We start from the raw sequence: 26,972 nt of genomic DNA, 5'->3' as shown, positions 1-26,972 counted from the left end.
TGCCGATTTGCCTCGTCGACCCGCACACGGTCGATGACTTCCCGACCGTATTTGGCAATCACGTGAAACAGGTCATAGACCACCCGCGCATCAGGGCACTGCATCTGCACCTCAAGGTCGAACGCCGTATTCATGTCCATTGCCACGGCCTTGATGCCCGCGCAGCGCTCAGGTCCGAGCCATTCGAAGAATGGTCGTATTGCTTCCCGACTGCGACCTTCGCCGACCCACAGCACTCGCCGTGTATCGGCATCGAGCACGACCGTCGCATAGCGATGCCCTTTAAATAGGGCGAATTCGTCCATAACCAGCCTCGTCGGCTGCGCTTCTGGCAATTCTGAGAGGCGTCGTTCAAGGCGCTGGCGGTCGATCTTGCGCACAGTTTCCCAGTGCAGACCAGAAAGCTTGCAAACATGGGCTACGGCCAACTTCTCGCACCACAGCGCTACGAAGTCAGCCAATCGTCGCGTCATGCGGGCGTGGCGGTCGAGCCAACTAACGCGTTCAACTCGGGCTCCACAATTGTCGCAGCGAACACGCCGAAGCGGTACTTGCAACCATACGGGGTCGCCAAACATGGGCATGTCACGAATTGTGCGCCATGTCGTTTCATGAATCGGACAGGTATCGCTGCACCTAGGACAAACCGGGGGAACACCGGCATCGGGTTCCAACGTGATCCAGGTTGCGCCAGGGCGCCTTTCCAAATTTGAGACAAGGAAGCCTTCCCAGAACGGGAGACTGAGTTTAAGATTCGTCATGGAAGCGGTGGGTTAAGAAAGCACTTGTTGGTCGCACAACTAGTCTATCTTTTCTTCACCGCTTTCTCATTTCTAGATTACTTCCCGGTATTCCGTGAAGAACCAAAAAAAATCCCGCCATGCGCAGACACAGGCGGGATTTTTTTTTGAAAAGCGGCGGGTAGTTTAATCAGTGAATTTTTCCGTAGCGTCACTACGACGCGAAGCAAAACCCAGTACTACCAGACCTAACATCAGCATGATGAAGGTTTGCGGCTCGGGAATCTGGGCTACCGGTTCGACTTCCTGCGCCCGTTTCGGGTCGTTAACAGGCAAGGTGTCCGGATCGCTATCCTTGCTGGCAGTATTATCGAGACCGCAGTTGGCCGTGGCGTGCTGGTCGCAAGGAGCAAGAACGATTGTTGCAGGTGCAAGATTGGTTTTTTCAGCTGGCGCTGTTTGCGCCTGTGCGCTACCGGCCAGAGCAAACACTGCCAGCGCGCAATTTATCCAAGTCGAAATTTTCACTATGTACTCCTGTAAGGCATACTGGACAAGGCGTTAAGGCTTACCTAACGCACACTCGCTAGAGTTTTTTTCTTCGCGACGGAGTGCGCGCCGTCCAATAAATGGCATTAAATCACATTTCGTAACAAATTGCCATCTGTGTTTTGTTTTATGCAATCAAATAATGCAACGCAACACGAAAATTTTTAATTGATGCCTGTGGCGCAGAAATACTCCAATATGCAAGCAATAATTCAATTTGATCGGGGACAGTTTTAGATGATTTTTTCATTTGGTCGAACTAGGGGCTTGCTATTGCTGGCGCTTGCATTGCTCGGGGGCTGCACGACGGTCCAGAAGCCGGTAGCCGAACAGGCAGCGCAGAACGTTGCTCCTGCACAAGTATGGCTGCTGGGGGAAGTGCACGATAATCCGGCTGGCCACCAGCAGCGCTACGCTTTGCTGCAGCAGCGTGTGGAGCAGGGCTGGCGGCCGGCACTGGTACTGGAGCAGTTTGACCGCGAGAATCAGGATCTGCTCGACAAGGCGCAGAAGTCCTGCCTCGACGCCCAGTGCCTGATCCGGGTGGCCGGCGGCGGACGCTGGGACTGGCAGCAGTATTACCCGCTGCTGCAGCTGGCGCTCGACTACCATCTGCCGCTGGTAGCGGGCAATCTGTCGCGGGCCGATGCCTCGCGCGTGGTGCGCGACGGCATGCGCGCCGTGTTCGATGCCCAGAGCATGCGCGATTACCAGCTGGAGCAGGCTTTACCGGCCGATCTGCGCGCGGCGCAGGCCGCCGAGATAGCCGCCAGCCATTGCAATATGCTGCCGGAAATGATGGTCGATGGCATGGTCAATGCGCAGGTGGCGCGCGATATCTGGATGGCCCGGCTGATACGCGAGCAGCGCCCGCGCGATGTGGTGCTCATCGCCGGCAATGGCCATGTGCGCAAGGATATCGCCGTGCCGCACTGGCTGGCCCGTCTGCCGCCTGCGCTGAGCGTGCACAGTGTGGGCTACACGGAAGCGGCTGCAGTGCCGGGGCAGTATGATACGGTGGTACAGGTGGCTGCACCCGTGCGGCCTGATCCATGCGCCAGTCTGAAGCAGGGAGCGAAATAAACTATGGAAACTGTTTATACGCCGAGCGCCCCCGAGCGCAGCAGCATCTTGGCGCTATCCGGTGCCACCGTGCTGGAGTTCGGCACCAACTGGTGCGGCCACTGCATGGCCACGCAGGCGCCGCTGGCGCAGGCCATGGCCGCCCAGCCTCCGCTACGCCACTACAAGATCGAAGACGGACCGGGCCGGGCGCTAGGCCGCTCCTACCGCGTCAAGCTATGGCCTACCCTGATCTTCCTGCGCGACGGGGTGGAAGTGGCAAGACTGGTACGTCCCTTGCAGGCCGACGAGATCGCTGTGGCTTTGGCGCAAATTGTTGACTAGCCGTCAGCTTTAACTTCTTGGCAGCATCTGCAGGGCCTGTGTATGATCGTGGCCACCTTTCCCTTTGCAGGAGTTGCCCCGCATGTCACAGCCACACCCGAGCACAAGCCCGCGTAACTCGCCCGCCACGGTGCTATTTGCCAGCCTGATCGGCACCACCATCGAGTTCTTCGATTTCTACATCTACGCCACGGCGGCCGTGCTGGTATTCCCCAAGCTGTTCTTCCCCGCAGGCGATGCGGCTGCCGCCATGCTGCAATCGCTGGCCACATTCGCCATCGCCTTCTTTGCCCGTCCTGTCGGCTCGGCCCTGTTCGGCCACTTTGGCGACCGCATCGGCCGTAAAGCCACGCTGGTGGCAGCGCTGCTGACCATGGGCCTGTCCACCGTGCTGATCGGCGCGCTGCCTACCTATGCCAGCATCGGCACGTGGGCGCCGGCACTGCTGGCGCTGTGCCGCTTCGGCCAGGGCCTGGGCCTGGGCGGCGAGTGGGGCGGGGCGGTGCTGCTGGCGACGGAAAATGCGCCAGCGGGCAAACGTGCGTGGTACGGCATGTTCCCCCAGCTGGGCGCACCTATCGGCTTCTTCATGTCGGGCGGTATATTCCTGCTGCTGAGCCAGACGCTCAGCGATGCCGATTTCTTCAACTACGGCTGGCGTATTCCCTTCCTGGCCAGCTCGCTGCTGGTGCTGGTGGGCCTGTACATCCGTCTGAAAATCCATGAGACGCCGGACTTCCAGAAAGTTATCGAACGTAACGAGCGGGTGCAGGTGCCGGTGTTGACCGTGTGGCGCGAGCACCGCCGCGTGCTGTTGCTAGGCACGCTGATCGCCATGGCGACCTTCGTGCTGTTCTACCTGATGACGGTGTTTGCCCTGAGCTGGGGCACCACGGCGCTGAAATTCAGCCGTAAGGACTTCCTGATCCAGCAGCTGTTCGCCGTGCTGTTCTTTGGTCTCACCATTCCCGTTTCGGCCCTGTGGGCGGACCGCCATGGCCGTCGCGCCACCCTGATGGCCGTCTCGGCGGCCATCGTCGTGTTCGGCCTGAGCATGGCGCCGCTATTTGGTTCCGGCAACAGCCTGCTGGTGACTGTGTTCCTCTCGCTGGGGCTGGGTCTGATGGGCATGACCTATGGTCCGCTGGGCACCATACTGTCCGAGCTGTTCCCGCCGGCCGTGCGCTACACGGGCGCCTCGCTGACCTTCAATCTGGCCGGCATCCTGGGCGCCTCGCTGGCGCCGTATGCGGCGACGTGGCTGGCGACCAATTATGGCCTGCAATATGTGGGCTATTATCTGTCGGGTGCGGCGCTGATCAGTCTGGTCGCGCTGCTGCTGGTTAAGCACGAAACACCCCATTAAGCGGTTGTTGTCGTATGACTTGGTGGCTTGCCTGTGAAGGCAAGCTACTGATTTTTCAGGAAATAGGGAATTTTTACGGTTTTTGCTTGCCTCGTCAGTTTTATAGTTGTACGATGACATACAACAATGATCTCGTGGAGACAGAGAGATCATCACTAGAACATCCGATAAGAAGTGATGCCATGAACCTGAACGAGCCCGTCAACGTCGGCGCGACCATCGGCAAGTACCGCTGGACTATTTGCGCCCTGCTGTTTTTCGCTACTACCATCAACTATCTGGACCGGCAGGTGCTGAGCCTGCTGGCACCCCAGCTGTCGCGTGAATTCGGCTGGAGCAATACCGATTACGCCAACATCACTGCCGCTTTCCAGTTTGTGTATGCGCTGTCCATGCTGTTTGCCGGACGGGTGGTCGACCGCATCGGCACCCGCGCCGCCTATGTGGTGGCGATCTGCGTGTGGTCGCTGGGGGCGCTGATGCACGCCTTCTCGGTGCCTATGGGCGAGGCCGCTGGCGTGCTGCTCGGCGCGGCCGGCATCGTGGTGGCGCCGTCGATACTGGGTTTTATGCTGTCGCGCGCCGTGCTGGCGATAGGCGAGGCAGGCAACTTCCCCGCCGCCATCAAGGCCACGGCCGAATACTTCCCCAAGAACGAGCGCTCGCTGGCGACCGGCATCTTCAACTCCGGCGCCAACGTAGGGGCCATCCTGGCGCCTATCACGGTGCCTATCATCGCCGGCATCTGGGGCTGGCAAAGCGCCTTCATCATGATCGGCATGGTCGGCTTCATCTGGATGAGCGTGTGGCTAACCCTGTACGATACGCCGGAGCGCCAGCCCCGTTTGTCGGCGCAGGAACTGGCCTACATCCGGCGCGACCAGAGCGCGGCCCCGGCGGCACCAGCGACGACTGCACCAGCTGCCAAAGTGTCGTGGCTGCAGCTGCTCAAATACCGCCAGACCTGGGCCTTCGCTTTCGGTAAATTCATGACGGATGGCGTGTGGTGGTTCTTCCTGTTCTGGCTGCCGACCTATCTGTCGGCCCAGTACGGCATGAAGGGGGATGCCATCGTGGTCCCGCTGGCCGTGCTGTACAGCATGACCATGGTCGGCTCGATCGGCGGCGGCTGGTTCCCCAGCTATTTCATGGCACGCGGCTATGCGCCCTATGATGGCCGCATGCGCGCCATGCTGGTGATCGCCTTCTTCCCGCTGGTGGTGCTGCTGGCCCAGCCGCTAGGCAGTGTCAGCTACTGGGTGCCGGTGCTGCTGATCGGCGTGGGCGCTTCGGCCCATCAGGCCTGGTCGGCGAATATCTTTACGACGGTGTCGGACATGTTCCCGCAAAAGTCGGTGGCTTCGGTGATCGGCATAGGCGGCATGGCCGGCGGTATCGGCGGCGTGCTGCTGACCAAGTTAGGCGGCTGGGTGTTCGACTTTTACAAGGCACGTAACGATATCGGCACGGGCTATATGATTTTGTTCACCATCTGCGCGCTGGCCTATCTGGTGGCATGGTGCGTGATGAAGGCGCTGGTGCCTCGGCATAAGGAAATCACCGATCTGTAAGCGTCGCGCCGCCTGAATGAAAACGCCAGACCGGCCGTCGTAGCGGCGGGTCTGGCGTTTTGCCTTGAAGCGCGCCGTGGTACAGCGCGCCAGTGCCCGGGTTTAGAAGAATTTGCTGACGTCAGGGCGGGTAGCCAGTGCCTGCTGCACGATGGCCGTGACGCGGGCGCGGTCGGCGCCTTGCAGCGGCTGACGCGGACGGCGCACGTTTTCGTTGCCCACACCGGCCAGGGTTTCCACCAGCTTCAGGTTCTGTACCAGTTTGGTGGAGACGTCAAGGTGCATCAGCGGCATGAACCACTGGTACAGCTTGAGGGCTTCGTCAAAGCGCTTGGCTTTCATCAGTTTGTACAGGGCCACCGTCTCTTTCGGGAAGGCCACTACCAAGCCGGCCAGCAGGCCGTCCGCGCCCACGGCCAGACCTTCGAAGGACAGATCGTCCACGCCCATGAACAGCTGGTAGCGATCGCCCACGGCGTTGCGCAGGTCGGTAATGCGGCGCACGTTGTCGGTCGATTCCTTGATCGCCACGATCCATTCGCAGTCGGCCAGTTGCTTGAAGTCTTCCGGCGTCAGATCGACTTTGTAGGACACGGGATTGTTGTACACCATGATAGGCAGCTGGGCGGCTTGGGCGATGGTGCGCAGGTTGTCCATGGCTTCGCGCGCATCGGCTGCATACAGCACGGACGGCATCACCATCAGGCCCTGCACGCCCAGTTCGCGTGCTTTTTCGACGAAGCGGCAGGCGGTGGCAGTGCGGGTTTCGCTGACGTTGACCAGCACCGGCACGCGGCCAGCGGCGACATTCAGCGCGGTTCTGGTCACTTCCAGTTTTTCATCGAACGACAGGGTGCTGGCTTCGCCCAGCGAACCGCAGGTCAGCAGCGCATCGACACCGCTATCGATCTGGAAAGCAAAGTGCTGTTCCATTGCGGCGTGGTCGAGATCTTCGTTCTCCTTGAATTTGGTGGTTACTGCAGGGAAGACCCCTTGCCATTTTGCTGCTGCCATAATGCTCTCCTTGTGATAGTTCGGTTGGGTGCTCGGTTGGATGTTCAGTTACTGGGCTGCTTGCTGGTCCGGCGTCTCTTCCGGGGCTGAGGCTATCATGCTGGCCACGCGGGCCGGTACGATAGGGCTGCGTACGGCTGCTGGCCGCCAGCCGTACAGCAATTCGGTGGCGCCGCCGCAGATGCGGCCCTGACAGGGGCCCATGCCGCAGCGCGTGTGCAGCTTGGCGCTGCGCCAGCTGCTGTGGGTTTTCAGGTCGCCGTGGCAGACGTCTTCGCAGCGGCACACCAGCGTGCTGTCCTCGGCCAGTGCCAGCACTTCGGCACGCAGGGCAAAGCCGCGTTCAAGGCGGCTGGCGAACTTGCGCCAGCGGGTGCGCTGGCGGAACAGGGTTTCCGTTTCGGCCACGGCGCCGCTGGCGGCCAGTCCGGCGATGCGGCCTTCCACCAGCGCCAGATCGACGCCGCCTATGCCGGTGCCTTCGCCGGCGCAATACACATCGCTGATGCACGTTTGCTGCCAGCTATCGATGCTGACGGCAGTCTGGCCTTTGCGGCTATGGGTGGCCGCACCCAGTGCCTGCGCCAGCTCCACATTCGGCAGCAGGCCGTAGCCACAGGCGAGATAGTCGCATTCCAGTGTAACGATGCTGCTGCCGCGCTGCACCTGCACAGCCTGCAGTTCCTGAGTCTTCATCGCGTCATCGAGCGCGGCACGCACATAGCTATCGGTCCAGTAGGGGATGCCGCGCAACTGGCGCGCCAGTTGCAGCGCCTGCACTGCCTTGGATGGCGTCGCCAGCAGGCCGGCGCCAAAGCGCGCCAGTGCCGGCATGGGCGCCTGTTCGATGATGGCGACGATTTCCGCACCGCGGGCGCGCAGGGTGGCCGCTACGGCCAGCAGCAGCGGGCCAGTGCCGGCCACCACCACGCGCTTGCCGGCGACCGGATAGCCGCCTTTGCTGAGTGCCTGCAGGCCGCCTGCACCGGTCACACCGGGCAGGGTCCAGCCGGGGAAGGGCAGCAGGCGTTCGCGCGCGCCGGTGGCCAGTATCAGGCGCTGGTAGTGCAAGGTCATGCCACTGACCGGCGTCTGTACCTGCAGCTGCTGCGGGGCCGGCGCGTACAGGACCCGCGTCTGGCTGAGGAATTCCACATTCGGCGCGTCGTGCAAGGCCAGCCACAGGGTGCGGGCGCGCGCGTCGCTCTGGCTGGCGGGACCGCCCCGCCAGATCTGGCCACCGGCCTGCGGATTGTCGTCGATGATGCCGACCTTGCGGCCACTGGCCGCTGCCGCCTGCGCTGCCGCCAGTCCGGCCGGACCGGCGCCCACCACCAGAATATCGTAGTACTTCATCGCACCACCTCGCAGCGCTCGACGCGCAAGCCTGCTACGCACGGCGTCTGGCAGGCCAGCTGGTGCTGTACGCCGTTGATGGTGCTGCGGCATTCCTGACACACGCCCATGCCGCACAGCGGGGCGCGCGCCGTGCCGCTAACCGAATAGCGCGTCACTGCGCTGCCATGCATGGCCAGCGCGGAGGCCACGCTGATGCCGGCCTCGACCTGCACGGCCTGCTGGTTGATGTAGATGGTGATCTCAGCCATGGAATCGTCCCGGCAAATAGGGGCTGGTGGCAATCGCGCTGCTGCCGCCGCACATCTGGCTGGCCAGCAGCTGGGCCGTGGCCAGCGACGTGGTGATGCCCAGGCCTTCGTGGCCGGTGGCCAGCCACAGGCCCTGGCGCGCAGGGTGTGGTCCGATCAGCGGCAGCCCGTCGGGCGTGGCGGCGCGCAGGCCGGTCCAGCAGCGCAGAATATGGTGCTGTGCCAGTGCCGGAGTAAAGCTGACGGCATGGCGCAGCATGGCTTGTAGCATCGCGTTGTCGAGCGCCGGATCGGTGCTGCCGAACTGGCGCGAGGAGCCGATCAGAATCTGGCCGGTGGGACGCGGTTGCAGATTGAAGGCCACCGAGCTGCCGCTGGCAGCATGGGCGCTTTTGATGTAGCCCAGCTCGACCAGCTGGTGGCGGATAAAGCCCGGATAGCGGTCGGTGATGGCGATATGGCCTTTTTTTGGCTGCAGCGGCAGTTCCGGCAGCAGCAGGCTGCAGCGCGAACCGGCGGCCAGCACGATCCGAGGGGCGTGCAGGATGCTGCCATCAGCCAGCAGCACGCCGTGGTCTTGCAGCGCCGTTACGCTGCCATATTCAAGCACGGCGCCGCGCGCCTGCGCTTTGCCCAGCAGCAGACGGGCACTCTTGGGGGCGTACACCAGCCCGTCGCCGCGCACCAGCAGACCGCCGGCCAGACCGGCGCGTAACTGCGGTTCGGCGGCATACAGCTGGTTCGCGTCCAGCATGTCGCAGGCGATGCCGTGGGCGCCCAGCACTTCGGCCTTGGCGCGGGCTGCCGCCATTTCTTCTTCGTCAGCCGCGACCCAGATAGTGCCGCACTGGCGGTATTCGTGGCTGGCCGCCTGATCCTGCCCGGCGGCCAGCTGGCGCCATAGCGTCAGCGAGTAGGACGACAGGGCCAGTTCGGCCGGATTATCGTCCATCACCACCAGATGGCCCATGCCGGCCGCGGTAGCGCCGCTGCCCGGCACGTCCTGTTCGATCACCGTGACCTGCAGCCCGCGCTCGCTGAGCGTGTCGGCGCAGGCGGCGCCGATGATGCCGGCGCCGACGATGATGACATCGGGCTGTTTCACTTGATGCCCCAGCCGAAAGGATCGGCCGGATCGATCAGCAGGCGGGCTTCCGCATTGACCCATGCGCGACCACGGATGCTGGGGATAAGCTTGCCGTCGCGGTAGTGGTAGCGGCCTTCGAACACGCTGCCGATCACGCTTTCCTGCTTCCACAGCGCGCCCTCGGCCAGCTTGCCGTCGGCAGCCAGACAGGCCAGCTTGGCGCTGGTGCCGGTGCCGCAAGGCGAACGGTCGTAGGCTTTGCCGGGGCACAGTACATAGCTCTGGCTGTCGGCACCGGTGCGCGACGGGGCGAACAGTTCGATATGATCGATCACGCCGCCGTTATCGCCACGGATGCCGCTCTGTTCCAGCGCAGCGCTGATGGCCGCCGAGAAATCGGTCAGCGCATCGATGTTTTTCAGGCTGATTTCCATGCCGTGATCGGAGACAAGGAAGAACCAGTTGCCGCCCCATGCGATATCGCCCGTCACAGGGCCGTAGTCCGGCACCAGCACGGTGATAGCGGCCTGACTGCGGTAGGCCGCCACGTTATCGAGCGTCACGCTGCCGTCGGTATGCAGTTCTGCTTCCACCACGCCCACCGGCGTATCGATGCGGTGGCGGCCCACGCCGATGCGTCCCATGTGGGCCAGCGAAGCGACCAGCCCGATGGTGCCGTGGCCGCACATGCCGAGGTAACCGACGTTGTTGAAGAAAATGACGCCCGCAGCACAATCGGGGGCATGCGGCTGGCATAGCAGCGCACCCACCAGCACATCCGAGCCGCGTGGCTCGCACACCACAGCGGTGCGGAAGGCATCGTGCTCCTGCCTGAATCGTGCAAGCCGCTCGCTGAGCGGGCCGCTGCCCAGTTCCGGGCCGCCATCCACGACCAGACGGGTAGGTTCGCCGCCAGTGTGGGAATCGATGATGTTGATGGTTTTCATACCGCCATGTTAGGCCTGCAGGCTCCTGCTGTCTTGCATGGTCTGCGCATGTTGGATGACGAAATCTGCACAATGGCGAAAAAAACGCGACACTTTGCGAGGGCGCTGGCAGAATCGGAACTATGCAAAAATCCCTACATGACGAGGTGGCGCGGCGCGCTCTGGGCGCGGCCATTGCCGACCCTTTTTTCAGCGAAGCGCTATTCGATGCGCTGCCCGATGTGGTGTTTTTCGTTAAGGACGAACGGTGCCGCTACGTGGTGGTGAACCAGACGCTGGCCCAGCGCTGCGGCCAGAAGCACAAGGCCGCCCTGATAGGCCGCACGCCGGCGGAAGTGTTTGCCCACCCGTTCGGTCAGTCCTATCTGGCGCAGGATATGGCGGTGCTGGGCGGAGGCGGCGAGATCGAGGAGCAGCTGGAGCTGCACCTGTATCCCAACCGCGATCCCGGCTGGTGTCTGACCCGAAAAAAAGCCCTGCGTGATAGCCATGGGCGCATCGTCGGCCTGACCGGGGTGTCGCGCGATCTGGCCATGGCCGATAAGAAGAACCCGGCCTACCGCAAGGTGGCTGCCGCCGTCAGCCTGATCCACGAAGAATATGGCCGCCAGCTGACGCTGGCCGAACTGGCCGCCACCGCGCACATGTCGGTGGCGCAGATCGAACGCTACTTCCTGCGCATCTTCCACCTGACGCCGCGTCAGATGATCATCCAGACCCGGGTCGATGCCGCTTCCCGTCTGCTGCAAGGCGACACCAGCGTGGCCGACATTGCGCAGGCCTGCGGCTATGGCGACCATTCGGCCTTTACCCGCCAGTTCAAGGCCACCACGGGCGTGACGCCTAGCCAGTACCGCCAGCTGGCCGTGCGCGGGGGCACAGCATGACGATGCCGTTCAACGACCCGCCCATGGCCAGCAGCTACCTGCGCCAGATTGCCGATCAGGTAGCCAGCATGGGCGGCGATGTGGATGCATGGCTGGGACGCCAGGGCCTGCAGACGGCGCAGCTGGATGATCCGGCCTTCCAGCTGTCGTTTCCCGTATTCCGCCTGCTGCTGCTCGATGCCATGGCGCTGACGCGCGAGCCTGCGCTAGGCTTGCTGATCGGCGAGCGCATGCGCGCCCACACCCACGGCATACTCGGTTATGCCGCCATCAACAGCAGCACCTTGCGGCAGGCGCTGGACGTCACGCGGCGCTATTTCCGTCTGCGCACCAGCATGCTCGATACGGCGCTGGAGCAGCAGGGCGAGTATCTGCGTCTGCAGCTGGTGGAGTGCCTGCCGCTGGGCGATATTGCCCGTCCTGTGCTGGAAGCGGTGCTGCTGTCGATTAAGAACATTCTTGATTTTATTGCGCGCGGCAGTGCGCCGTGCCAGCTGGTGGCGTTCAGCTGTTCGGCGCCGGACGACATGGCACTGGCGCGCGAACTGTTCCAGTGCGAAGTGCGCTATGCTCAGGACTGGAGCGGCATGCTGCTGCCTGCGGCGGCACTCGATACGCCGCTCAAGGTGGGCGACGCGGCCAGTTTCGAACTGGCTTTGCAGATCTGCCAGCGCGAACTGGACAAACTGGCGACGCCGTATTCCACTGCAGGGCGGGTGCGCAAGCTGATGCTGGAGCAGCGCACGGCTTTTCCTTCGCTGGCGCTGACGGCGCGTATGCTGCATCTGACGCCGCGCACGCTGCACCGGCGCCTGCTGGCGGAGCAGACCTCGTATCAGCAGATACTCGACGAAGTACGGCACATGCTGGCGCTCGAATATCTGCGTGGCGGCCAGACCAGCGTGCAGGAAATCAGCTATGCGCTCGGCTATACGGATATCGCCAATTTCCGCCGCGCCTTCAAGCGCTGGGAGGGCGTGCCGCCCACTGCGTGGCGGGCCGGTTAGGAGGCGTTACTGCGCGCTGGACTTGCTGTTGGCCATGGCGATCTGATTGCCGGACGGGATATTCTGCTCTATCCATTTCAGCATGTCCTGCCAGATGCGGCGCATTTCCGCCTGATCGGGCAGGCGGCCGGCACTCGGCAGCTCGATGGTCAGCACCGGCACCTGATTGCCGCTGTAGGCGCCGAGCGAGCCGGGATAGACGCCGATCGGCGCTAGCCGCAGCGCGCCAAAGCGCACCGGCGGATCGACCGGGCCGTCGAAATCGAGCACGCCGAAGGGCGCGTGCACGGAGATGATGATCTGTGGTTTGAAGCGTTTGATCTCGTCGCTCAGCCAGCGGCTCTCCGGTTCCGACAGCGGGCTGGAACCGGGGAAGCGGCGCGGGTCGCGTCCCGTCTTGCTGATCCAGTAGCGCTGCGCTTCCACATTCCAGCGCGGGGTAGGGAAGTTGCGGTTCAGGTCCACGCCGTTGGCGTTGACGCGGCGCGGCTTGGCCGCCAGCATGCCGTCGGGATTAAGCACCGGCACGATATTCCAGTGCAGCGGGCTGCTGTCGGCTGGCGGCAGCCACTGCATCCACTGGAATACGGCCGAAGAAGCGCTCAGTTCATCGCCGTGGATGCCGCCGATCAGCAGCACGCGGACGGAATCCTTTTTGCTGGTAGAGGCCTGCTGGCGCGTGAGTATGGGAAAACCCTGACGCGAACGGGCGCCCGACTGCACCAGCTGGCTGTTCTGGCACATGGCGGGCGTCACGCTTTGCAGGCGTGCCGTCAGGCGCGCGCACGGGGTGCGGGCATTGCTGGCATTGTTCGCTGCCGGCGCGTTGTTCTTATGGGCGGGCGCGTGGCCATGAGGTGCTGCGTGCGCCGCTGCATGGGCCGGAGCCGCCAGCGCGGTGGCGCTGAAAACGGAACTGGTACACGTTATGGTGAACGTAATGGCGAACTTGAATAAGGCGGGAAAATTGAGTGGTCGCATCGGCTAACTGGAGTGTGCAGGAGTAGCCCGCATCCGGCCCACATTATAGCTGAATTCACCCCTGGATTCGCTCTGGTGTGACGGGCACTGGCTCACCCGGCCGGCGACTGGAACTTCTTGCGGTAGGACGCAGGCTGCATGCCGACGCGCTGCTGGAACAGGCGGCGGAAGGAGTTGCTGTCTTCATAACCCACCTTGAAGGTGATGCTGTCGAGGTTCATGCGGGTCGATTCCAGCAGGTGCTTGGCACGCTCCAGACGCAATGTTTGCAAATAGGCGAGCGGGGTGTATTGCGTGGCTTCCTTGAAGCGGCGCACGAAGTTGCGCGGGCTGAAGCCGAAACGCTGGGCCAGTTCGTCGATGGCCAGCGGCTGATCGAAATGCTGCTCCAGCCAGTTCTGCACGCGCAGGATGTCGGCATCGCCATGGGCTTTGGGCATATTCCACATCACGTACACCGACTGCTCGGTGGGGGCGCTATCGATCAGCAGATAGCGGCTGCATTTCTGCGCCAGTTCCAGCGAGCCGTAACGGCGGATCAGGTGCAGCAGCAGATGGGCCGAAGCACCGGCGCCGCCGCTGGTGATGACGCGGTTGTCTTCGCACAGCACGTCGCGCTCGGCCATGGCGATCTGCGGGTAGCGGCGGCGGAACAGATCTGCCAGCGCCCAGTGGGTGGTGGCGTGCGCGCCGTCCAGCAGGCCCGTTTCGGCCAGCATGAAAGCGCCCGTGCACAGCGACGCCAGCACGGCGCCGCGCTGGTGCTGGCGGCGCAGCCAGTCGGCATAGCGGCCGAAGCCGGGCAGGGCATCGCGCAGGGTGAACAGAAAGCCCGGCACCAGCACCAGATCGGTGTGGCTGATGGCGTCCAGCGCCAGATCGGCATGCAGGGTCTGGCCGCTCAGGGTGGTTACGGGGCCGCCGTCGAGCGAGGCGGTGTGGATCTCGAATACGGGCTGGCCGGCAAACAGGTTGGCGGCTTTGAGCAGTTCCAGTGCCGTGGTGGCGCTGGCGGCCGAGCATAGGTCGGACAGGAGCAGGGTCAGGTGCATGGCGGATTTCGCATGAAATAAGTCATTTCTGCACCTACCTTAGCAGAATTGCCTGCCCTATAGTGGTGTCCATCCTCTACTTCGTCCTGCTGCGCTATGAATCTCTGGTTCCGTCTCCTGAACATGCTGCTGCGCCGTCCGTGGCGCCAGTCGGCCGATCCGTTTTCCACCACCGTGGTGCAGATGCGGGTGTGGCCGCTCGATCTTGATCTGAATGTCCACGTCACCAACGGGCGCTACTTCACCATGGCCGATGTGGGCCGCATGGACTATGTGCTCAAGACTGGCGCCTACCGCACCGCCCTGCGCCACAAGGCCGTGCCCATCGTGGGGGATGTGTGGGGCAAGTTCCGCCGCGAGCTGCGCCTGTTCGAACGCTTCGAAATCCATACCCGCATGCTGGGCTGGGATGACAAGTGGAGCTTCATGGAGCACCGTTTCGTCAGCAAAGGCCGGGTGGTGGGCGTGGTGATCATGCGCGGCGTGTTCCGTGCTGCCAAGGGCACGCTGGCGCCAGTGGAAATCGTGCGCGACCTCGGCGTGGCGGAACAGTCACCGGCGCTGCCGGACTGGCTGCTGCGCTGGTCGGCCAGCTGCGACGGTCTGAGCGTCCAGTTGCGCACGGAAGAAGGGCGCGACCTGCGCGCCGCCTAGCGTGCGCAGTTCAGTTCGATGATGCCGCGCTGCAGTGCCAGCACGGCAGCATGAGTGCGGTCGTTGGCGGTGAGCTTGGCCAGGATGTTCTTGACGTGGGCTTTGACGGTGTCTTCGGAAATGTCGAGATTGAGGGCGATGCGCTTGTTGGATTTACCGTCGGCCACCAGCCTGAGCACTTCCACTTCGCGCTTGCTCAGCGTATCGCCACCGGCCGGGTCTATCATTTCCATGGCGATGTCGGGCGGGATGCAGCGCCGTCCGCCGTACACCTGTCTGACCGTATCGAGCATATCCTTGCGCAGCATGCTTTTCAGCAGGTAGCCGGACGCACCGGCCTTTACGGCGCGCAGGGCACGCACATCGCCTTCGTAGGTGGTGAGGATGATGATTTTCGCCTGCGGGAATTCTTTGCGGATGGCGATGGTGGCGTCGATGCCGTTCAGGTCCGGCATCTGGATGTCCATCAGTGTGATGTCCGGCTGGAGCTGGCGGAATACTTCCAGCGCTTCGCTGCCGCTGGCTGCCATGCCCACCAGCCGCATGTCAGGCTGGCTTTCGATAACGCTGGCAATACCCTGCCGCATCAGTGGATGGTCATCCACTGACAGTATGCGGATCACTGCGGTCTTTTCGCAAGTTTCCATGATTCCAACCGCAAGTGGAGCTGGGTGCCAGCACGCCACAGGCGGCCGTCACTAGCATCCACAGTATTGATGTAAATCACAACTATAGCACCTATTTAACTAACCGGTAGTCGCTGGCAGAGCTGATGCCGGGGCAGGTTTGCCTGCTGCCATTGCATTGCAGGCAGGGGCGTAAAGTCAATTACCCTTTCGGGTCATTGTGATCCGGCGCCGCAGCGGCGACAGTGCATTTTTCTGACCGGAGTATGGGTCCCATGTTGCTAGCTCCCGACGTTGTTCTGGCCTTGCTGTGCGCTACGCGCGGGCAGGATGTGTCCACTCTGCTTCAGGTGCTGGCCAGCAGTGCGCTGGTATATGGGCTATGTGTGGTGGCCATGGCGCGGGCGCGCCGTCTGGTCAGCCGCAGCCGGCCCGGACAGCTGGGCCAGCACGATGCGCTGATACAGGGCGGGCAGGGACTGATGCTGAGCCTGTACGCAGCAGCGCTGCATCTGCCTGCCGGTAGCGCGGGGCGGCATGAACTGGACCGGCTACTCGACGAGGGCGACCGCTGGCTGGCGCAAAGCCGGCTGGCATTGCAGCTGCAGCGCGAAGCCGATTGCCGGCTGGAGCAGCAACTGGCCGAACTGCCGCAGTGCTCAGGCTGGCCGGGACAACTGGCGTATCGCGTGAGCGTACAGGGCAGGGCGCAGGCACTGCCGCTGGCCATACGGCAGGCCAGCCTGCAGGCGGTGCAGGCGGTGCTGGAGAGTGCGCTGCCAGCCGGACGGCAAGTCGAAGTGGAGCTGCTGTTCGGACGCGATGTGCTGCGCCTGTATGTGCGCCATGATGGTAGCGCTACCACTCCGGGCCAGCCGTTCGATGCTGCCGTTCTGGCGCGGCTGCTGCCGCCAGCCCAGCCTGGCGCACTGCAGGTATGGAGCGGCGCCGCCGGACTGGAACTGCTGCTCCAGTTCGCTCTGCATGGCACTGCGCAGCATGGCCGCTGCCGGCCGTGGCAGCAGCACCTATACCCGTTCTAGCACGCCCGCGCGGCGCTAGAAATTACCCGAAAGAGTAGCCGTTCTCCCCCGCTTAATGGCGATGTGCAATGTTGTCGCTTTTCCTAAACTGGTGGCATACGTGATCCAGTCAGTTGTGGTCTGGACGCGAGGCGTAGCGTGAACTTTCTGCGCGCTGCGTAGTCCTCAACCAGATGGGATAGGAGAAATCATGGATAGCGAAGAGCCGGTAGACCAGCAGCGTCGCATGGTCATGCTCGGTAGCGCCGCCGCAATCGGCGCACTCAACTTCCCTTATGCAGCAATGGCAGCAGGCACTCAGCCCGAACATCACTTTCACGGAGAGAAAAAAATGGCTTACTTCAAAACCAAAGACGGTACCGATATCTACTACAAGGACTGGGGCTCGGGTCAGCCGGTGGTGTTCTGCCATGGCTGGCCGCTGAACTCCGATAGCTGGGAATCGCAGATGATTTTCCTCGCCTCGCAAGGCTATCGCTGCATCGCCCACGACCGCCGCGGCCACGGCCGTTCCAGCCAGCCATGGCAGGGCAACGATATGGACCACTATGCCGATGACCTGCACCAGCTGATCGAACTGCTGGACCTGAAGAATGTGATCCTGTTCGGTTTTTCTACTGGCGGTGGTGAAGTGGCCCGCTACATCGGCCGCCATGGCAGCAAGCGTCTGGCCAAAGCGGGGCTGATTTCGGCAGTGCCGCCGCTGATGCTGAAAACCGATAGCAACCCCGGCGGTCTGCCGATGTCGGTGTTCGACGACATCCGCGCCGGCTCGCTAGCCAATCGCGCCCAGCTGTATCTGGATATTGCCGGTGGCCCGTTCTACGGCTTCAACCGTCCGGGCGCGAAAGTGTCGCAAGGCCTGATCTATTCGTGGTGGGCGCAGGGCATGCAGGCCGGCCACAAGAACACCTATGACTGCATCAAGGCATTCTCGGAAACCGACTTCCGCGAGGACCTGAAGAAATTCAACATCCCCACCCTGATCGTGCATGGCGACGATGACCAGATCGTGCCTATCGACGCGGCGGGCCGCGCTGCCGCCAAGCTGGTGAAGAACGCGAAACTGATCGAGTACGCCGGTGCGCCCCACGGCCTGACCGACACCCACAAGGAGCAGTTCAATCAGGACATGCTGGCCTTTATCAAGGGATAAGCCGCCCATCCATGCACAGACTGTTTGCCATGTTCCCGGCTGGCAGGGCCGGAGCGGGATTGCTGATCCTGCGGCTGGTGGTGGCGCTGCAGTGGCTGGCGCTGGGCGGCGGCTGCGCCCACCCTGTCATGGCGGGCACCGTGGTCTGGCTGGCGCAGGTGCTGGCCGTGCTGCTGTGCATAGGTATCGCCACGCCGCTGCTGGCCCTGCTCGATGCTGCAACGGCGCTGTACTGCCTGGGCAGCCACTGGCCTGCCGCGCCGCCAGTGCTGGTGATGTACGGACTGATGATAGCCAACAGCGTGGCGCTGGCCTTGCTGGGGCCCGGTGCCTATTCGCTGGACGCGCAGTTTTTCGGCCGCCGCCTGATCGTGGTGCGAACGGCAGCCGCGCCCGAACCAGCTGTTGACAGCCCTGATGATGAAATCTGAAAAGCGAGAATGATGATGACTAAACTGACGACGGCGGCCGGTGCTCCGGTGGCCGATAACCAGAATACCCAGAGTGCCGGTGCACGCGGCCCCTTGCTGCTGCAGGATGTCTGGCATCTGGAGAAGATGGCGCACTTCAACCGCGAAGTGATACCGGAGCGGCGCATGCATGCCAAAGGCTCCGGCGCTTTCGGCACCTTTACGGTCACGCATGATATTTCGGCGTATAGCAAAGCGAAACTGTTTGCCGAAGTGGGCAAGCAGACCGCTATCTTCATGCGCTTTTCCACCGTGGCCGGTGAGCGGGGCGCCGCCGATGCCGAGCGCGATATCCGCGGCTTCGCCGTCAAGTTCTACACGGAGCAGGGCAACTGGGACGTGGTGGGCAATAACACGCCGGTATTCTTCATGCGCGATCCGCTCAAGTTCCCCGACCTGAACCACGCCGTCAAGCGCGACCCGCGCAGTAACCTGCGTAGTGCCGAAAACAACTGGGACTACTGGACCCTGATGCCGGAAGCGCTGCACCAGATTACCATCGTGATGAGCGAGCGCGGCATCCCCGCCAGCTACCGCCACATGCACGGTTTTGGTAGCCATACCTTCAGCATGCTCAATGCCAGCAACCAGCGCTTCTGGGTGAAGTTCCACTTCATCTGCCAGCAGGGCATCATCAATCTGACCGATGCCGAGGCACAGCAGCTGGTGGGGCAGGACCGCGAGAGTTCGCAGCGCGATCTGTATCACAGTATCGAGCACGGCGACTTCCCGCGCTGGGTGCTGAAGATACAGGTAATGCCGGAACACGACGCCGCGAGCTACCACCTCAACCCTTTCGATCTGAGCAAAGTCTGGCCCCATAAGGACTATCCGCTGATCGAAGTGGGCGTGCTGGAACTGAACCGCAATCCCGATAACTATTACGCCGACGTGGAGCAGTCTGCCTTCTCGCCCGCCAATGTGGTGCCGGGCATAGGCTTTTCGCCTGACCGCATGCTGCAATCGCGTCTGTTTGCCTATGGCGATGCGCAGCGCTACCGGCTGGGCGTGAACCACCACCAGATCCCTGTGAATGCGCCGAAGTGTCCGTTCCACAGCTATCACCGCGACGGCGCCGGCCGGGTCGATGGCAACTACGGCAGCACTAAAGGCTACGAGCCCAATTCGCACGGCGCATGGCAGCAGCAGCCCGAGTTTGCCGAGCCGCTGCTGGCGCTGCAAGGCGCAGCGGGTCACTGGGATCACCACGTCGACGAAGACTATTACAGCCAGCCCGGCGCGCTGTTCCGCCTGTTCGATGTCGAACAGCGTCAGGCCCTGTTCGACAACACGGCCCGTTCGCTGCATGGCGTATCCGCCGACATCCAGCAGCGCCATATCAGTCATTGCCGACTCGCCGATCCGGCCTATGGCGCCGGTGTTGCAGCCGCACTGGCGGCGCTGCAAGGCTAGGCGCGCAGTTGCAGTACCCGCATTTATTTGATTCACCCACCCCAACCAAGGAAGACATCATGCCTATCGCAAAAGCCGAAGCCGGCAAAGCCCTGCTGAACCCGACCAACCACACCCTGATCATGATCGACCATCAGCCGCAGATGGCGTTCGCGACCAAGTCCATCGACCCGGTGGCGCTGCGTAACAATGCCGCCATGGTGGCCAAGGCCGCGAAGGAATTCAAGGTGGCGACCATTCTCACCACGGTGGCGGAAAAATCCTTCTCCGGCCCCATCTTCGAAGAGATCAAAAGCGTCTTCCCCGATGAGCACATCATCGACCGCACCACCATGAACACCTGGGAAGATAGCCGCATCGCCGAACTGGTCAATGCCAAAGGCAAGGGCCGCATCGTGCTGGCCGGTCTGTGGACTTCGGTGTGCATCGTCGGCCCGGCCCTGTCGGCACTGGAGCAGGGCTTCGAAGTGTATGTGATCGCCGATGCCTGCGGCGACGTGTCCGACGAAGCGCACCAGCGCGCCATGGAGCGTATGATACAGCTGGGTGCACGGCCGATGACCTCGCTGCAGTATCTGCTGGAACTGCAGCGTGACTGGGCCCGTGGCGAGACCTATAACCAGACCGTGGCCACGGCAGTCACCCATGGCGGCGGTTATGGTCTGGGCCTGATCTATGCCAAGAGCATGTTCAACGCCAGCGAAGGCCATTAAGCGGCACATTTAGCCACGTTATTTGTATCCTTGTTAGACCGGGTCCGGCCAGCGTGCCGGCCGGACCCACACCCTGCATACCGGAAGGCTCCCATGTCCGCAGACCTGATACTCCATAACGGCCGGTTCCACACCGTGGACCGCAGCCAGCCGCTGGCCAGCGCCGTCGCCATCAAGGATGGCAAATTCCTCGCCGTGGGCGACGATGCCAGCGTAATGCGCTTGCTGACCGAGAAAACCCGCGTGATCGACCTGCAGAAGCGCTGCGTGATCCCCGGCCTGAACGATTCCCACATCCATCTGATCCGTGGCGGACTCAATTACAACCTCGAACTGCGCTGGGAAGGCGTGCCTTCGCTGGCCGATGCGCTGCGCATGCTCAAGCAGCAGGCCCTGCGCACGCCCACGCCACAGTGGGTGCGCGTGGTAGGCGGCTGGACCGAATTCCAGTTCGCCGAAAAGCGCATGCCCACGCTGGACGAAATCAACGCTGCGGCACCCGATACACCGGTGTTTATTCTGCACCTGTATGACCGCGCTCTGCTTAACCGCGCTGCCTTGCGCGCAGTGGGCTACAGCAAAGATACGCCGAATCCGCCCGGCGGCGAAATCCAGCGCGATGCATCCGGCAATCCCACCGGCATGCTGATCGCCCGCCCGAATGCCATGATCCTGTATGCCACGCTGGCCAAGGGCCCCAAGCTGCCGCTGGAAATGCAGGTCAACTCCACCCGTCAGTTCATGCGCGAACTGAACCGGCTGGGCCTGACCAGCGCCATCGATGCGGGCGGCGGTTTCCAGAACTACCCCGAGGACTACGCCATCATCGACCAGCTGGCGCGCGCGCAGCAGCTTACCGTGCGCATCGCCTACAACCTGTTCACCCAGAACAAGGGACAGGAACTGCAGGACTTCCAGCGCTGGAGCGGCATGGTCAAACCGGGCGACGGCAGCGACTTCTACCGCCATAACGGCGCCGGTGAAATGCTGGTGTTTTCCGCTGCCGACTTCGAGGACTTCCTTGAACCGCGCCCCGATCTGGCGGCCGGCATGGAAGACGAGCTGGAAAAAGTGGTGCGCCATCTGGTCAGCCAGCGCTGGCCGTTCCGCCTGCATGCCACTTACGACGAATCGATCAGCCGCATGCTCGATGTGTTCGAAAAGGTCAACCGCGAGATTCCGTTCGATGGTCTGCACTGGATGTTCGACCACGCCGAGACTATCTCCGAGCGCAATATCGAACGCGTGCGCGCACTGGGCGGCGGCATCGCCATCCAGCACCGCATGGCCTTCCAGGGCGAGTACTTTGTCGAGCGTTATGGCGCCGAGGCGGCCAGCGCCACACCGCCGGTCGCCAAAATGCTGGAAATGGGCGTGCCGGTAGGCGCCGGCACGGACGCCACCCGCGTGGCCAGCTACAACCCGTGGACGGCGCTGTACTGGCTGGTGTCCGGCTGCACCGTGGGCGGCCTGCGCATCGCCGGTGTCCATGCACGGCTGTCGCGCGACGCCGCGCTGGAGCTGTGGACGCGGGGCAGTAGCTGGTTCTCCAACGAACAGGGCAAGAAGGGGCAGATCAAAGAAGGCCAGCTGGCCGATCTGGCGGTGCTGTCGGCGGATTACTTCAGCGTGCCGGAAGGCTGCATCAAGGATATCGAATCCGTGCTGACTATGGTGGATGGCAAGATCGTCTATGGCGCGGCGGAATTCGGCCCGCTGGGGCCACCGGCCCTGCCTGTGCTGCCCGAATGGTCGCCTGTGACGCAGGTCAGCGGCCATTACCGCGCCGTGTATTCGTCCCGGCCCAAAGCTGCCTTGCCGCACCAGTGCCGTGGTGCCTGCGGCGTGCATGCGCACCAGCATGATGTGGCGCGCCGCTCCAAGGTACCAGTCTCCGACTACGCCGGATTCTGGGGTGCGTTCGGTTGCAGCTGCTTTGCATTCTGAGAGAGCGCCATATGTCATATGCCAAAGTATTACTGGGACTGGTGATCTCCTTCATCACAGGGGCGGGCTGCCAGCTGCTGCGCATTCCCGTGCCTTCGCCACCGGTACTGAGCGGGGCGCTGCTGGTGTTTGCCATGAGCGTGGGTTACTGGCTGGTGGACCGTGTTATGCGCCGGCGCGCCGCACAGCATAAGCACCTGTGCGGCGGCCACGCCGTCAGCATGGGCAAGGAGGGCTGAGATGGGACTGTTAATCGGCGTGCTACTGGGACTGGCCATCGGTGGCTTGTGCCGCTGGCTCGATATTCCTTCACCGGCACCACCTACGCCTATCGGCGCGCTGCTGGTGGTGGCCATGACGGCAGGCTATCTGGCTGCTGCCCAGCTAGCGTGAGGACACTATGCTGAAACCTCGTTCATGGCTGGCACCCCGGCCCGATCTGGGTCTGCTGCTATTGCGGCTGGGCGGCGCCTATCTGCTGCTGATGGTGCATGGCCTGCCCAAGCTGCAGCACTACGCGGGCGAACTGGCCCACATCGACGACCCGCTGCATCTGGGGCGCGGGCTGACCCTGTGGCTGGCTTTGCTGGCTGAAGTACTGTGCCCGCTGGCGATCGCCGCTGGCCTGTGCACGCGGCTAGCCTGCCTGCCCGTGCTGGTGCTGCTGCTGGTTTCCATGCTGGCGGTGCATCCGGACTGGAGTCTGGCCGATGGCCAGTTCGGCTGGCTGCTGCTGGTGATCTTTGCCAGCATCAGCGTGGCGGGGCCGGGCCGCTACACGCTGCTGGCCCTACTGGGTCCGGCGGACACCAAGCGCGAGTCGTCTGCTGCCGGCGGCGCGCATGGCTAACCGGCACGCGCTGGGCATAGCGCTAGGCTACACGGCGGGCTATGTGGACACGGTGGGCTTCGTTGCTTTATTCGGTCTGTTCACCGCCCACGTTACGGGCAACTTCGTGCTGATCGGCAGCGAGCTGGCCCGGCCCGGCCATGGCGTGCTGATCAAGCTGCTGGCCTTTCCCGCTTTTATACTGGCGGTAGCGGCAGCACGTCTGCTGTCCGTATGGCTGGAAGCGCGCCAGCGTCCGGCCGCGCCGGCACTGACCCTGCTGCAACTGCTATTGCTGCTGGGGTTTATGCTGCTGGGCTGTGCCGCCACGCCCGTGCAGCAGACCGATGCGCTGCTGCCGCTGCTGGCCGGCATGGCCGGTGCCGCCGCGATGGGGGTGCAGAATGCCGCCAGCCGGCTAGTCTGGAGCGAGCTGGCGCCCACTACCGTCATGACGGGCAATGTGACCCAGCTGGTAATCGATCTGGTGGATCTGGCGCGGGCCAGTGCTGCGCCCGGCACGCTCTCGCGCCTGGGGAAATTTCTCTGGCCGGTGCTGGCTTTCGGTCTGGGCGCCATCTCCGGGGCGTTTGCCTACCACTACGCCGGTTTCTATGCCTTGCTGGGGCCTAGCGCCATACTCGCTGCCGTGCTGCTGACCCAGCGCTGAAAGAGTTTGCGGCCTCAACCGCCGATGATGTTCGGCGCCGGATCGCGTGAAAAAAGTCATAGCCGCCAGTCCTCTGCCTGTTTGCATTTCTGGTTACACTGTCATTTTTATAATGCTCAGAGGAATGTTTGTGTATTTTGCAAAAATACATGCCGGGTTGAGCAAAGCAGTGCTGGCGTGTGGCGCCGGGCTGCTGGCGCTGACGCCGCTGCAGGCGGCAACGCCAGCCAGTCCGCTGCTATCCGATTACACCCATACGGCGTGGAATGGCCTGAATGGCGCTCCCATCGATGTGCACAAGATCGCCCAGACCAGCGATGGCTGGCTATGGGCTGCCACGCCTGCTGGTCTGTTCCGCTTCGATGGCGTGCATTTCGAACGGATGGACAGGATACAGGGGCAGGCGCTACGCTCGAATAACGTGATGGGTCTGCTGGCGCCGCCCGACGGCAGCCTGTGGGTGGGCTACCGGCTCGGTGGCGTGAGCGTGTTCGGCCCGCAGGGCGTGCGCCATTTCGGTCCGGCGCAAGGTCTGCCCGATAGCTCGGTGTGGAGTATCGCGCAGGGGCCGGACGGCACCGTGTGGGTGGCTACCAGCGCCAGTATGGCCAGTCTGGCACCGGGCGCAGCGCAATTCACCACGCCGGACCAGACTTCGGGACTGGCCCATACGCTGGTGCGCCAGATTCTGTTCGACCGCGCCGGGGTGCAATGGGTATCGGCGCAAGGCGGGGTATATTTCCGTGCGCCGGGCGCCAGCCGCTATACGCAGGCCTGGCCCAGGCTCGATCTGATGGCGATGGCGCAAGGGCCGGATGGCAGCATGTGGGCTTGCGATGGCCTCAGCAAGTGCTATCGAATGAGCATGACTGCGCCGGCCGGCAATGCTGCGCCGCGGGCGGAAGTGGAAGGCAACGGCATGCATTTCGACCGTGCCGGCGGCATGTGGACGCTGCGCTTCCATGCGCTGAACCGGCATCTGCAGGCGGGCAGCGGAGCGGTGCCTGCAGCCCAGCAGCTGACCAAGGAGAGCGGCTTGAGCGGCCCGCTGCCGCAGACGTTTTTTCAGGACCGCGAAGGTAATATCTGGATAGGCACGTCGAACGGCATCGACCGTTTGCGGCGCAATCGCCTGCAGGTGATGCCGGTAGCCGTGCCGTTCGACCAGCCCATGATGGTCAGCGCCGGCAATGGCGAAATGCTGATCTCCGATTCGGCCGCGCCGCTGCGGCGCTACCGTCCCGATGGCAGCGCCCAGTTTGAACTGGCCGCTCACTTCGATAGCGCCTATCGCGACGGGCAGGGCGCTATCTGGCTGGGCAATGGTGCTGGACTGTGGCGCCGCGAAGGGCCGGCCCGCTATAGCCGCACGCCCATGCCGCCGGAGCTGGCGGGCTTTCCCGTGCAGGCCATGGTGCATGACGAGGTGCAGCGGATGTGGGTGTCGGTCGGACGCAAGGGCTTGTACCGCATCGAGCACGGCCAGTGGCGCAAGCACGGCGGGCTCGCTGGACTGCTCGACGACATGGCCATGTGTCTGGTCCGAGATGGTGCGGGCCGGGTCTGGGTGGGCTATCTGCGCAATCAGCTGGCCATGATACAAGGCCGTACGGTGCAGCTGTTTGGTCCTGTGCAGGGGCTTGCGCTGGGCAATGTACTCGCCTTGCTGGTCGATGGCGATCATCTCTGGCTAGGCGGTGAAACGGGGCTGGCCGTGCTGGACCTGCAACGCAAGCCGCTGCAATTCCAGCCCGTCCATCTGGCTGGCAGTGCCGCAGGCTCTGGCCTGCGCGGTATCTCCGGCATCGTGCGTACCAGCGCGGGGGAGCTGTGGCTGCATGGCGCCAATGGCATTACCCGCATCGCCGCAGCAGATGTGGTGCGCCTGCTGGCGCAGCCGGAGCAGCCGGTGCCGGCCGAACAGTTCAATGCGCTCGATGGTTTGCCCGGTCTGCCGGGCCAGTTCCGGCCGCTCAACACCGTGCAGGCCGATAGCGCGGGGCGGCTCTGGTTTTCCACCGCCAGCGAAGTGGCCAGCCTCGATCCGCGCCAGATTGTGCGCAATGCGCTGGTGCCGTCTGTGCAGATAACCAGCGTGCGCGCGGGCGGGCTTGATTATCCGGCCAGTCCGGCGGTGCAGCTGCCGCAGAATCAGCGCGACGTGCGCTTCAGTTTCACCGCGCTCAGCCTGAGCATGCCGGAGCGGGTGGCGTTCCGCTACCAGTTACAGGGTTACGATAAAGAGTGGCAGGACCCGCAGGGCCGGCGCGAAGCGTTTTACACCAACCTGCCGCCGGGCAGCTATCGCTTTATCGTCAAGGCCGCCAATGAAGACGGCGTGTGGAACGAACAGGGCGCAGACGTGTGGCTGAACATCGCACCGGCGTTTACGGAAACGCCGCTGTTCTACCTGCTGCTGGCCGCTGCTGCGCTGGTGCTGCTGTACATTTTCTACCTGCTGCGAGTGCGCTACCTGACCGCGCATATGCAGGACCTGATGCATGAACGGCTGGCGGAACGGGCCCGCATTGCGCGCGGCCTGCACGACACGCTGCTGCAAAGCGTGCAGGGCCTGATCATGTATTTCGACAGTCAGGCACGGCGCCTGCCTAGCGATTCGGCAGAGCGGGCCAAGCTGGAACAGACGCTCGATCTGGCCGACCAGCTGATGGTGGAAGGGCGCGAGCACATCATGGATCTGCGTAGCGAGGCCATACCGGACCAGCTGGAACAGTCGCTGCAACAGTATGGGCGGGTACTACTGCACGAGCACTTCACTATGCGCGTGCTGGGCAAGCCCAGAGTGCTGTGCGATGCGGTGCGTAATGAAGTGCATGCCATCGCGCGCGAAGCGTTGCTTAACGCGGCACGCCATGCCAAGGCCAGCATGGTGGTGCTGGAGATAGACTACCAGCGCGAGTACTTTATCGTGCGTGTCAGCGACAACGGCCTGGGCCTGCCCTGCCATATTGCCGAGGCGGGCCAGCGCGCAGGCCACTGGGGGCTGGTGGGCATGCGCGAGCGGGCCGTCGCCATGGGAGCCCAGTTCCAGCTCGAATCGGCAGCGGGGCAGGGCACCCGTATCGAACTCCGACTGGGGATGACGCTGGCGACAGCACAACCGGCCAGAGCGCCAGATGCGAGCGCTGCACCATCGCGCTGGTGGCGCCGCCTGTTGCGTGGCGGTGTAGCGGGAAAATAAATACTTTCCGCTGCGGGAACTCTGGCATATCATC

The 26,972-nt window shown here is 63.2% G+C and carries 28 protein-coding genes; 18 read left to right on the top strand and 10 right to left on the bottom strand.

Features of this window, described 5'->3' with window-relative positions:
• Positions 1–761 (bottom strand): ISL3 family transposase (locus GTP27_RS05675; protein ID WP_161038175.1); only part of this gene is annotated, 761 nt, incomplete at its 3' end.
• 165 nt (positions 762–926) lie between these two features.
• Positions 927–1,268, bottom strand: coding sequence for a PEP-CTERM sorting domain-containing protein (locus tag GTP27_RS05670; RefSeq protein ID WP_161038174.1), 342 nt, complete (start codon positions 1,266–1,268; stop codon positions 927–929).
• A 309-nt stretch (positions 1,269–1,577) separates the two neighbouring features.
• On the opposite strand from GTP27_RS05670, the gene GTP27_RS05665 reads away from it, so the two are divergent.
• The 4 genes from GTP27_RS05665 (at position 1,578) to GTP27_RS05650 (ending at position 5,633) form a co-directional block, all read left to right on the top strand.
• On the top strand, positions 1,578–2,372 hold the full coding sequence (locus GTP27_RS05665; RefSeq protein WP_229633402.1) for a ChaN family lipoprotein: 795 nt from the start codon (positions 1,578–1,580) through the stop codon (positions 2,370–2,372).
• A gap of 3 nt (positions 2,373–2,375) precedes the next feature.
• Complete coding sequence (locus GTP27_RS05660) at positions 2,376–2,696, top strand: thioredoxin family protein (RefSeq protein ID WP_161038172.1); 321 nt, start codon at positions 2,376–2,378, stop codon at positions 2,694–2,696.
• Positions 2,697–2,778: 82 nt separating this feature from the next.
• Entirely contained in the window at positions 2,779–4,062 is a 1,284-nt protein-coding gene (locus tag GTP27_RS05655) for an MFS transporter (protein ID WP_161038171.1), read from the top strand.
• 182 nt (positions 4,063–4,244) lie between these two features.
• Positions 4,245–5,633, top strand: a complete 1,389-nt coding sequence (locus tag GTP27_RS05650; RefSeq protein ID WP_161038170.1) for an MFS transporter — start codon at positions 4,245–4,247, stop codon at positions 5,631–5,633.
• A gap of 102 nt (positions 5,634–5,735) precedes the next feature.
• On the opposite strand, the gene GTP27_RS05645 is transcribed toward GTP27_RS05650, so the two are convergent.
• The 5 genes from GTP27_RS05645 to GTP27_RS05625 are packed head-to-tail and all read right to left on the bottom strand — an operon-like array spanning position 5,736 to position 10,288.
• Positions 5,736–6,647, bottom strand: coding sequence for a dihydrodipicolinate synthase family protein (locus tag GTP27_RS05645; protein WP_161038169.1), 912 nt, complete (start codon positions 6,645–6,647; stop codon positions 5,736–5,738).
• A 48-nt stretch (positions 6,648–6,695) separates the two neighbouring features.
• On the bottom strand, positions 6,696–8,003 hold the full coding sequence (locus tag GTP27_RS05640) for an NAD(P)/FAD-dependent oxidoreductase (RefSeq protein ID WP_161038168.1): 1,308 nt from the start codon (positions 8,001–8,003) through the stop codon (positions 6,696–6,698).
• Positions 8,000–8,254 (bottom strand): (2Fe-2S)-binding protein, encoded by a 255-nt coding sequence (locus GTP27_RS05635; protein WP_161038167.1) that lies wholly within the window; start codon positions 8,252–8,254, stop codon positions 8,000–8,002. The genes GTP27_RS05640 and GTP27_RS05635 overlap by 4 nt, the downstream gene beginning before the upstream one ends.
• Complete coding sequence (locus GTP27_RS05630; RefSeq protein ID WP_371865885.1) at positions 8,247–9,359, bottom strand: NAD(P)/FAD-dependent oxidoreductase; 1,113 nt, start codon at positions 9,357–9,359, stop codon at positions 8,247–8,249. Before GTP27_RS05630 ends, GTP27_RS05635 begins: the two co-directional genes overlap by 8 nt.
• Entirely contained in the window at positions 9,356–10,288 is a 933-nt protein-coding gene (locus tag GTP27_RS05625) for a 4-hydroxyproline epimerase (RefSeq protein WP_161038165.1), read from the bottom strand. The genes GTP27_RS05630 and GTP27_RS05625 overlap by 4 nt, the downstream gene beginning before the upstream one ends.
• A 122-nt stretch (positions 10,289–10,410) precedes the next feature.
• On the opposite strand from GTP27_RS05625, the gene GTP27_RS05620 reads away from it, so the two are divergent.
• Together GTP27_RS05620 and GTP27_RS05615 are read left to right on the top strand one after the other, a co-directional pair.
• Positions 10,411–11,175, top strand: coding sequence for a helix-turn-helix transcriptional regulator (locus GTP27_RS05620; protein ID WP_202416557.1), 765 nt, complete (start codon positions 10,411–10,413; stop codon positions 11,173–11,175).
• Positions 11,172–12,182, top strand: a complete 1,011-nt coding sequence (locus GTP27_RS05615; protein WP_229633401.1) for an AraC family transcriptional regulator — start codon at positions 11,172–11,174, stop codon at positions 12,180–12,182. The genes GTP27_RS05620 and GTP27_RS05615 overlap by 4 nt, the downstream gene beginning before the upstream one ends.
• A gap of 6 nt (positions 12,183–12,188) precedes the next feature.
• On the opposite strand, the gene GTP27_RS05610 is transcribed toward GTP27_RS05615, so the two are convergent.
• Together GTP27_RS05610 and GTP27_RS05605 are read right to left on the bottom strand one after the other, a co-directional pair.
• Positions 12,189–13,163 carry a M14 family zinc carboxypeptidase gene (locus GTP27_RS05610; RefSeq protein ID WP_202416556.1) on the bottom strand — a complete coding sequence of 325 codons (975 nt, stop codon included), beginning with the start codon at positions 13,161–13,163 and terminating at the stop codon, positions 12,189–12,191.
• Between the two features lie 92 nt (positions 13,164–13,255).
• Positions 13,256–14,215 (bottom strand): GlxA family transcriptional regulator, encoded by a 960-nt coding sequence (locus tag GTP27_RS05605; protein WP_161038164.1) that lies wholly within the window; start codon positions 14,213–14,215, stop codon positions 13,256–13,258.
• Positions 14,216–14,311: 96 nt separating this feature from the next.
• Between GTP27_RS05605 and GTP27_RS05600 the strand changes: the two genes are divergently transcribed.
• Positions 14,312–14,869 carry a thioesterase family protein gene (locus GTP27_RS05600; protein WP_161038163.1) on the top strand — a complete coding sequence of 186 codons (558 nt, stop codon included), beginning with the start codon at positions 14,312–14,314 and terminating at the stop codon, positions 14,867–14,869.
• Here GTP27_RS05600 and GTP27_RS05595 read toward each other — a convergent pair.
• The gene (locus GTP27_RS05595; protein ID WP_161038162.1) at positions 14,866–15,516 is read right to left on the bottom strand and encodes a response regulator; all 651 of its coding nucleotides are present in this window, start codon (positions 15,514–15,516) and stop codon (positions 14,866–14,868) included. The two genes, GTP27_RS05600 and GTP27_RS05595, sit on opposite strands and share 4 nt — an antisense overlap.
• A gap of 254 nt (positions 15,517–15,770) precedes the next feature.
• Here GTP27_RS05595 and GTP27_RS05590 point away from each other — a divergent pair, with 254 nt between their 5' ends.
• From GTP27_RS05590 to GTP27_RS05540, 11 genes are all read left to right on the top strand, one after another.
• Positions 15,771–16,538 carry a hypothetical protein gene (locus GTP27_RS05590; protein WP_161038161.1) on the top strand — a complete coding sequence of 256 codons (768 nt, stop codon included), beginning with the start codon at positions 15,771–15,773 and terminating at the stop codon, positions 16,536–16,538.
• Positions 16,539–16,728: 190 nt separating this feature from the next.
• Positions 16,729–17,694 (top strand): alpha/beta fold hydrolase, encoded by a 966-nt coding sequence (locus GTP27_RS05585; RefSeq protein WP_202416555.1) that lies wholly within the window; start codon positions 16,729–16,731, stop codon positions 17,692–17,694.
• 11 nt (positions 17,695–17,705) lie between these two features.
• Positions 17,706–18,125 (top strand): hypothetical protein, encoded by a 420-nt coding sequence (locus GTP27_RS05580; protein WP_161038160.1) that lies wholly within the window; start codon positions 17,706–17,708, stop codon positions 18,123–18,125.
• A 15-nt stretch (positions 18,126–18,140) separates the two neighbouring features.
• On the top strand, positions 18,141–19,577 hold the full coding sequence (locus GTP27_RS05575) for a catalase (RefSeq protein WP_161038219.1): 1,437 nt from the start codon (positions 18,141–18,143) through the stop codon (positions 19,575–19,577).
• A gap of 59 nt (positions 19,578–19,636) precedes the next feature.
• Positions 19,637–20,290: a hydrolase gene (locus GTP27_RS05570; protein WP_161038159.1), complete on the top strand. Its 654-nt coding sequence runs from the start codon at positions 19,637–19,639 to the stop codon at positions 20,288–20,290.
• Between the two features lie 93 nt (positions 20,291–20,383).
• Positions 20,384–22,237 carry an amidohydrolase gene (locus tag GTP27_RS05565; protein ID WP_161038158.1) on the top strand — a complete coding sequence of 618 codons (1,854 nt, stop codon included), beginning with the start codon at positions 20,384–20,386 and terminating at the stop codon, positions 22,235–22,237.
• A gap of 11 nt (positions 22,238–22,248) precedes the next feature.
• Positions 22,249–22,476, top strand: coding sequence for a DUF1427 family protein (locus tag GTP27_RS05560; RefSeq protein ID WP_161038157.1), 228 nt, complete (start codon positions 22,249–22,251; stop codon positions 22,474–22,476).
• 1 nt (position 22,477) lies between these two features.
• Positions 22,478–22,630: a DUF1427 family protein gene (locus GTP27_RS05555; protein ID WP_161038156.1), complete on the top strand. Its 153-nt coding sequence runs from the start codon at positions 22,478–22,480 to the stop codon at positions 22,628–22,630.
• A 7-nt stretch (positions 22,631–22,637) separates the two neighbouring features.
• Positions 22,638–23,087 carry a DoxX family protein gene (locus GTP27_RS05550; RefSeq protein WP_161038155.1) on the top strand — a complete coding sequence of 150 codons (450 nt, stop codon included), beginning with the start codon at positions 22,638–22,640 and terminating at the stop codon, positions 23,085–23,087.
• Positions 23,080–23,736 (top strand): YoaK family protein, encoded by a 657-nt coding sequence (locus tag GTP27_RS05545; RefSeq protein ID WP_161038154.1) that lies wholly within the window; start codon positions 23,080–23,082, stop codon positions 23,734–23,736. The genes GTP27_RS05550 and GTP27_RS05545 overlap by 8 nt, the downstream gene beginning before the upstream one ends.
• Positions 23,737–23,893: 157 nt before the next feature.
• Positions 23,894–26,938 carry a sensor histidine kinase gene (locus GTP27_RS05540; protein ID WP_161038153.1) on the top strand — a complete coding sequence of 1,015 codons (3,045 nt, stop codon included), beginning with the start codon at positions 23,894–23,896 and terminating at the stop codon, positions 26,936–26,938.
• The last annotated feature ends 34 nt before the right edge of the window (positions 26,939–26,972 follow it).

This window comes from Duganella qianjiadongensis, assembly GCF_009857915.1.
GTDB lineage: Bacteria > Pseudomonadota > Gammaproteobacteria > Burkholderiales > Burkholderiaceae_D > Rugamonas > Rugamonas qianjiadongensis.
Note: the sequence above shows the minus strand (reverse complement) of the source record. Positions and strands in the feature narration are given on the sequence as shown.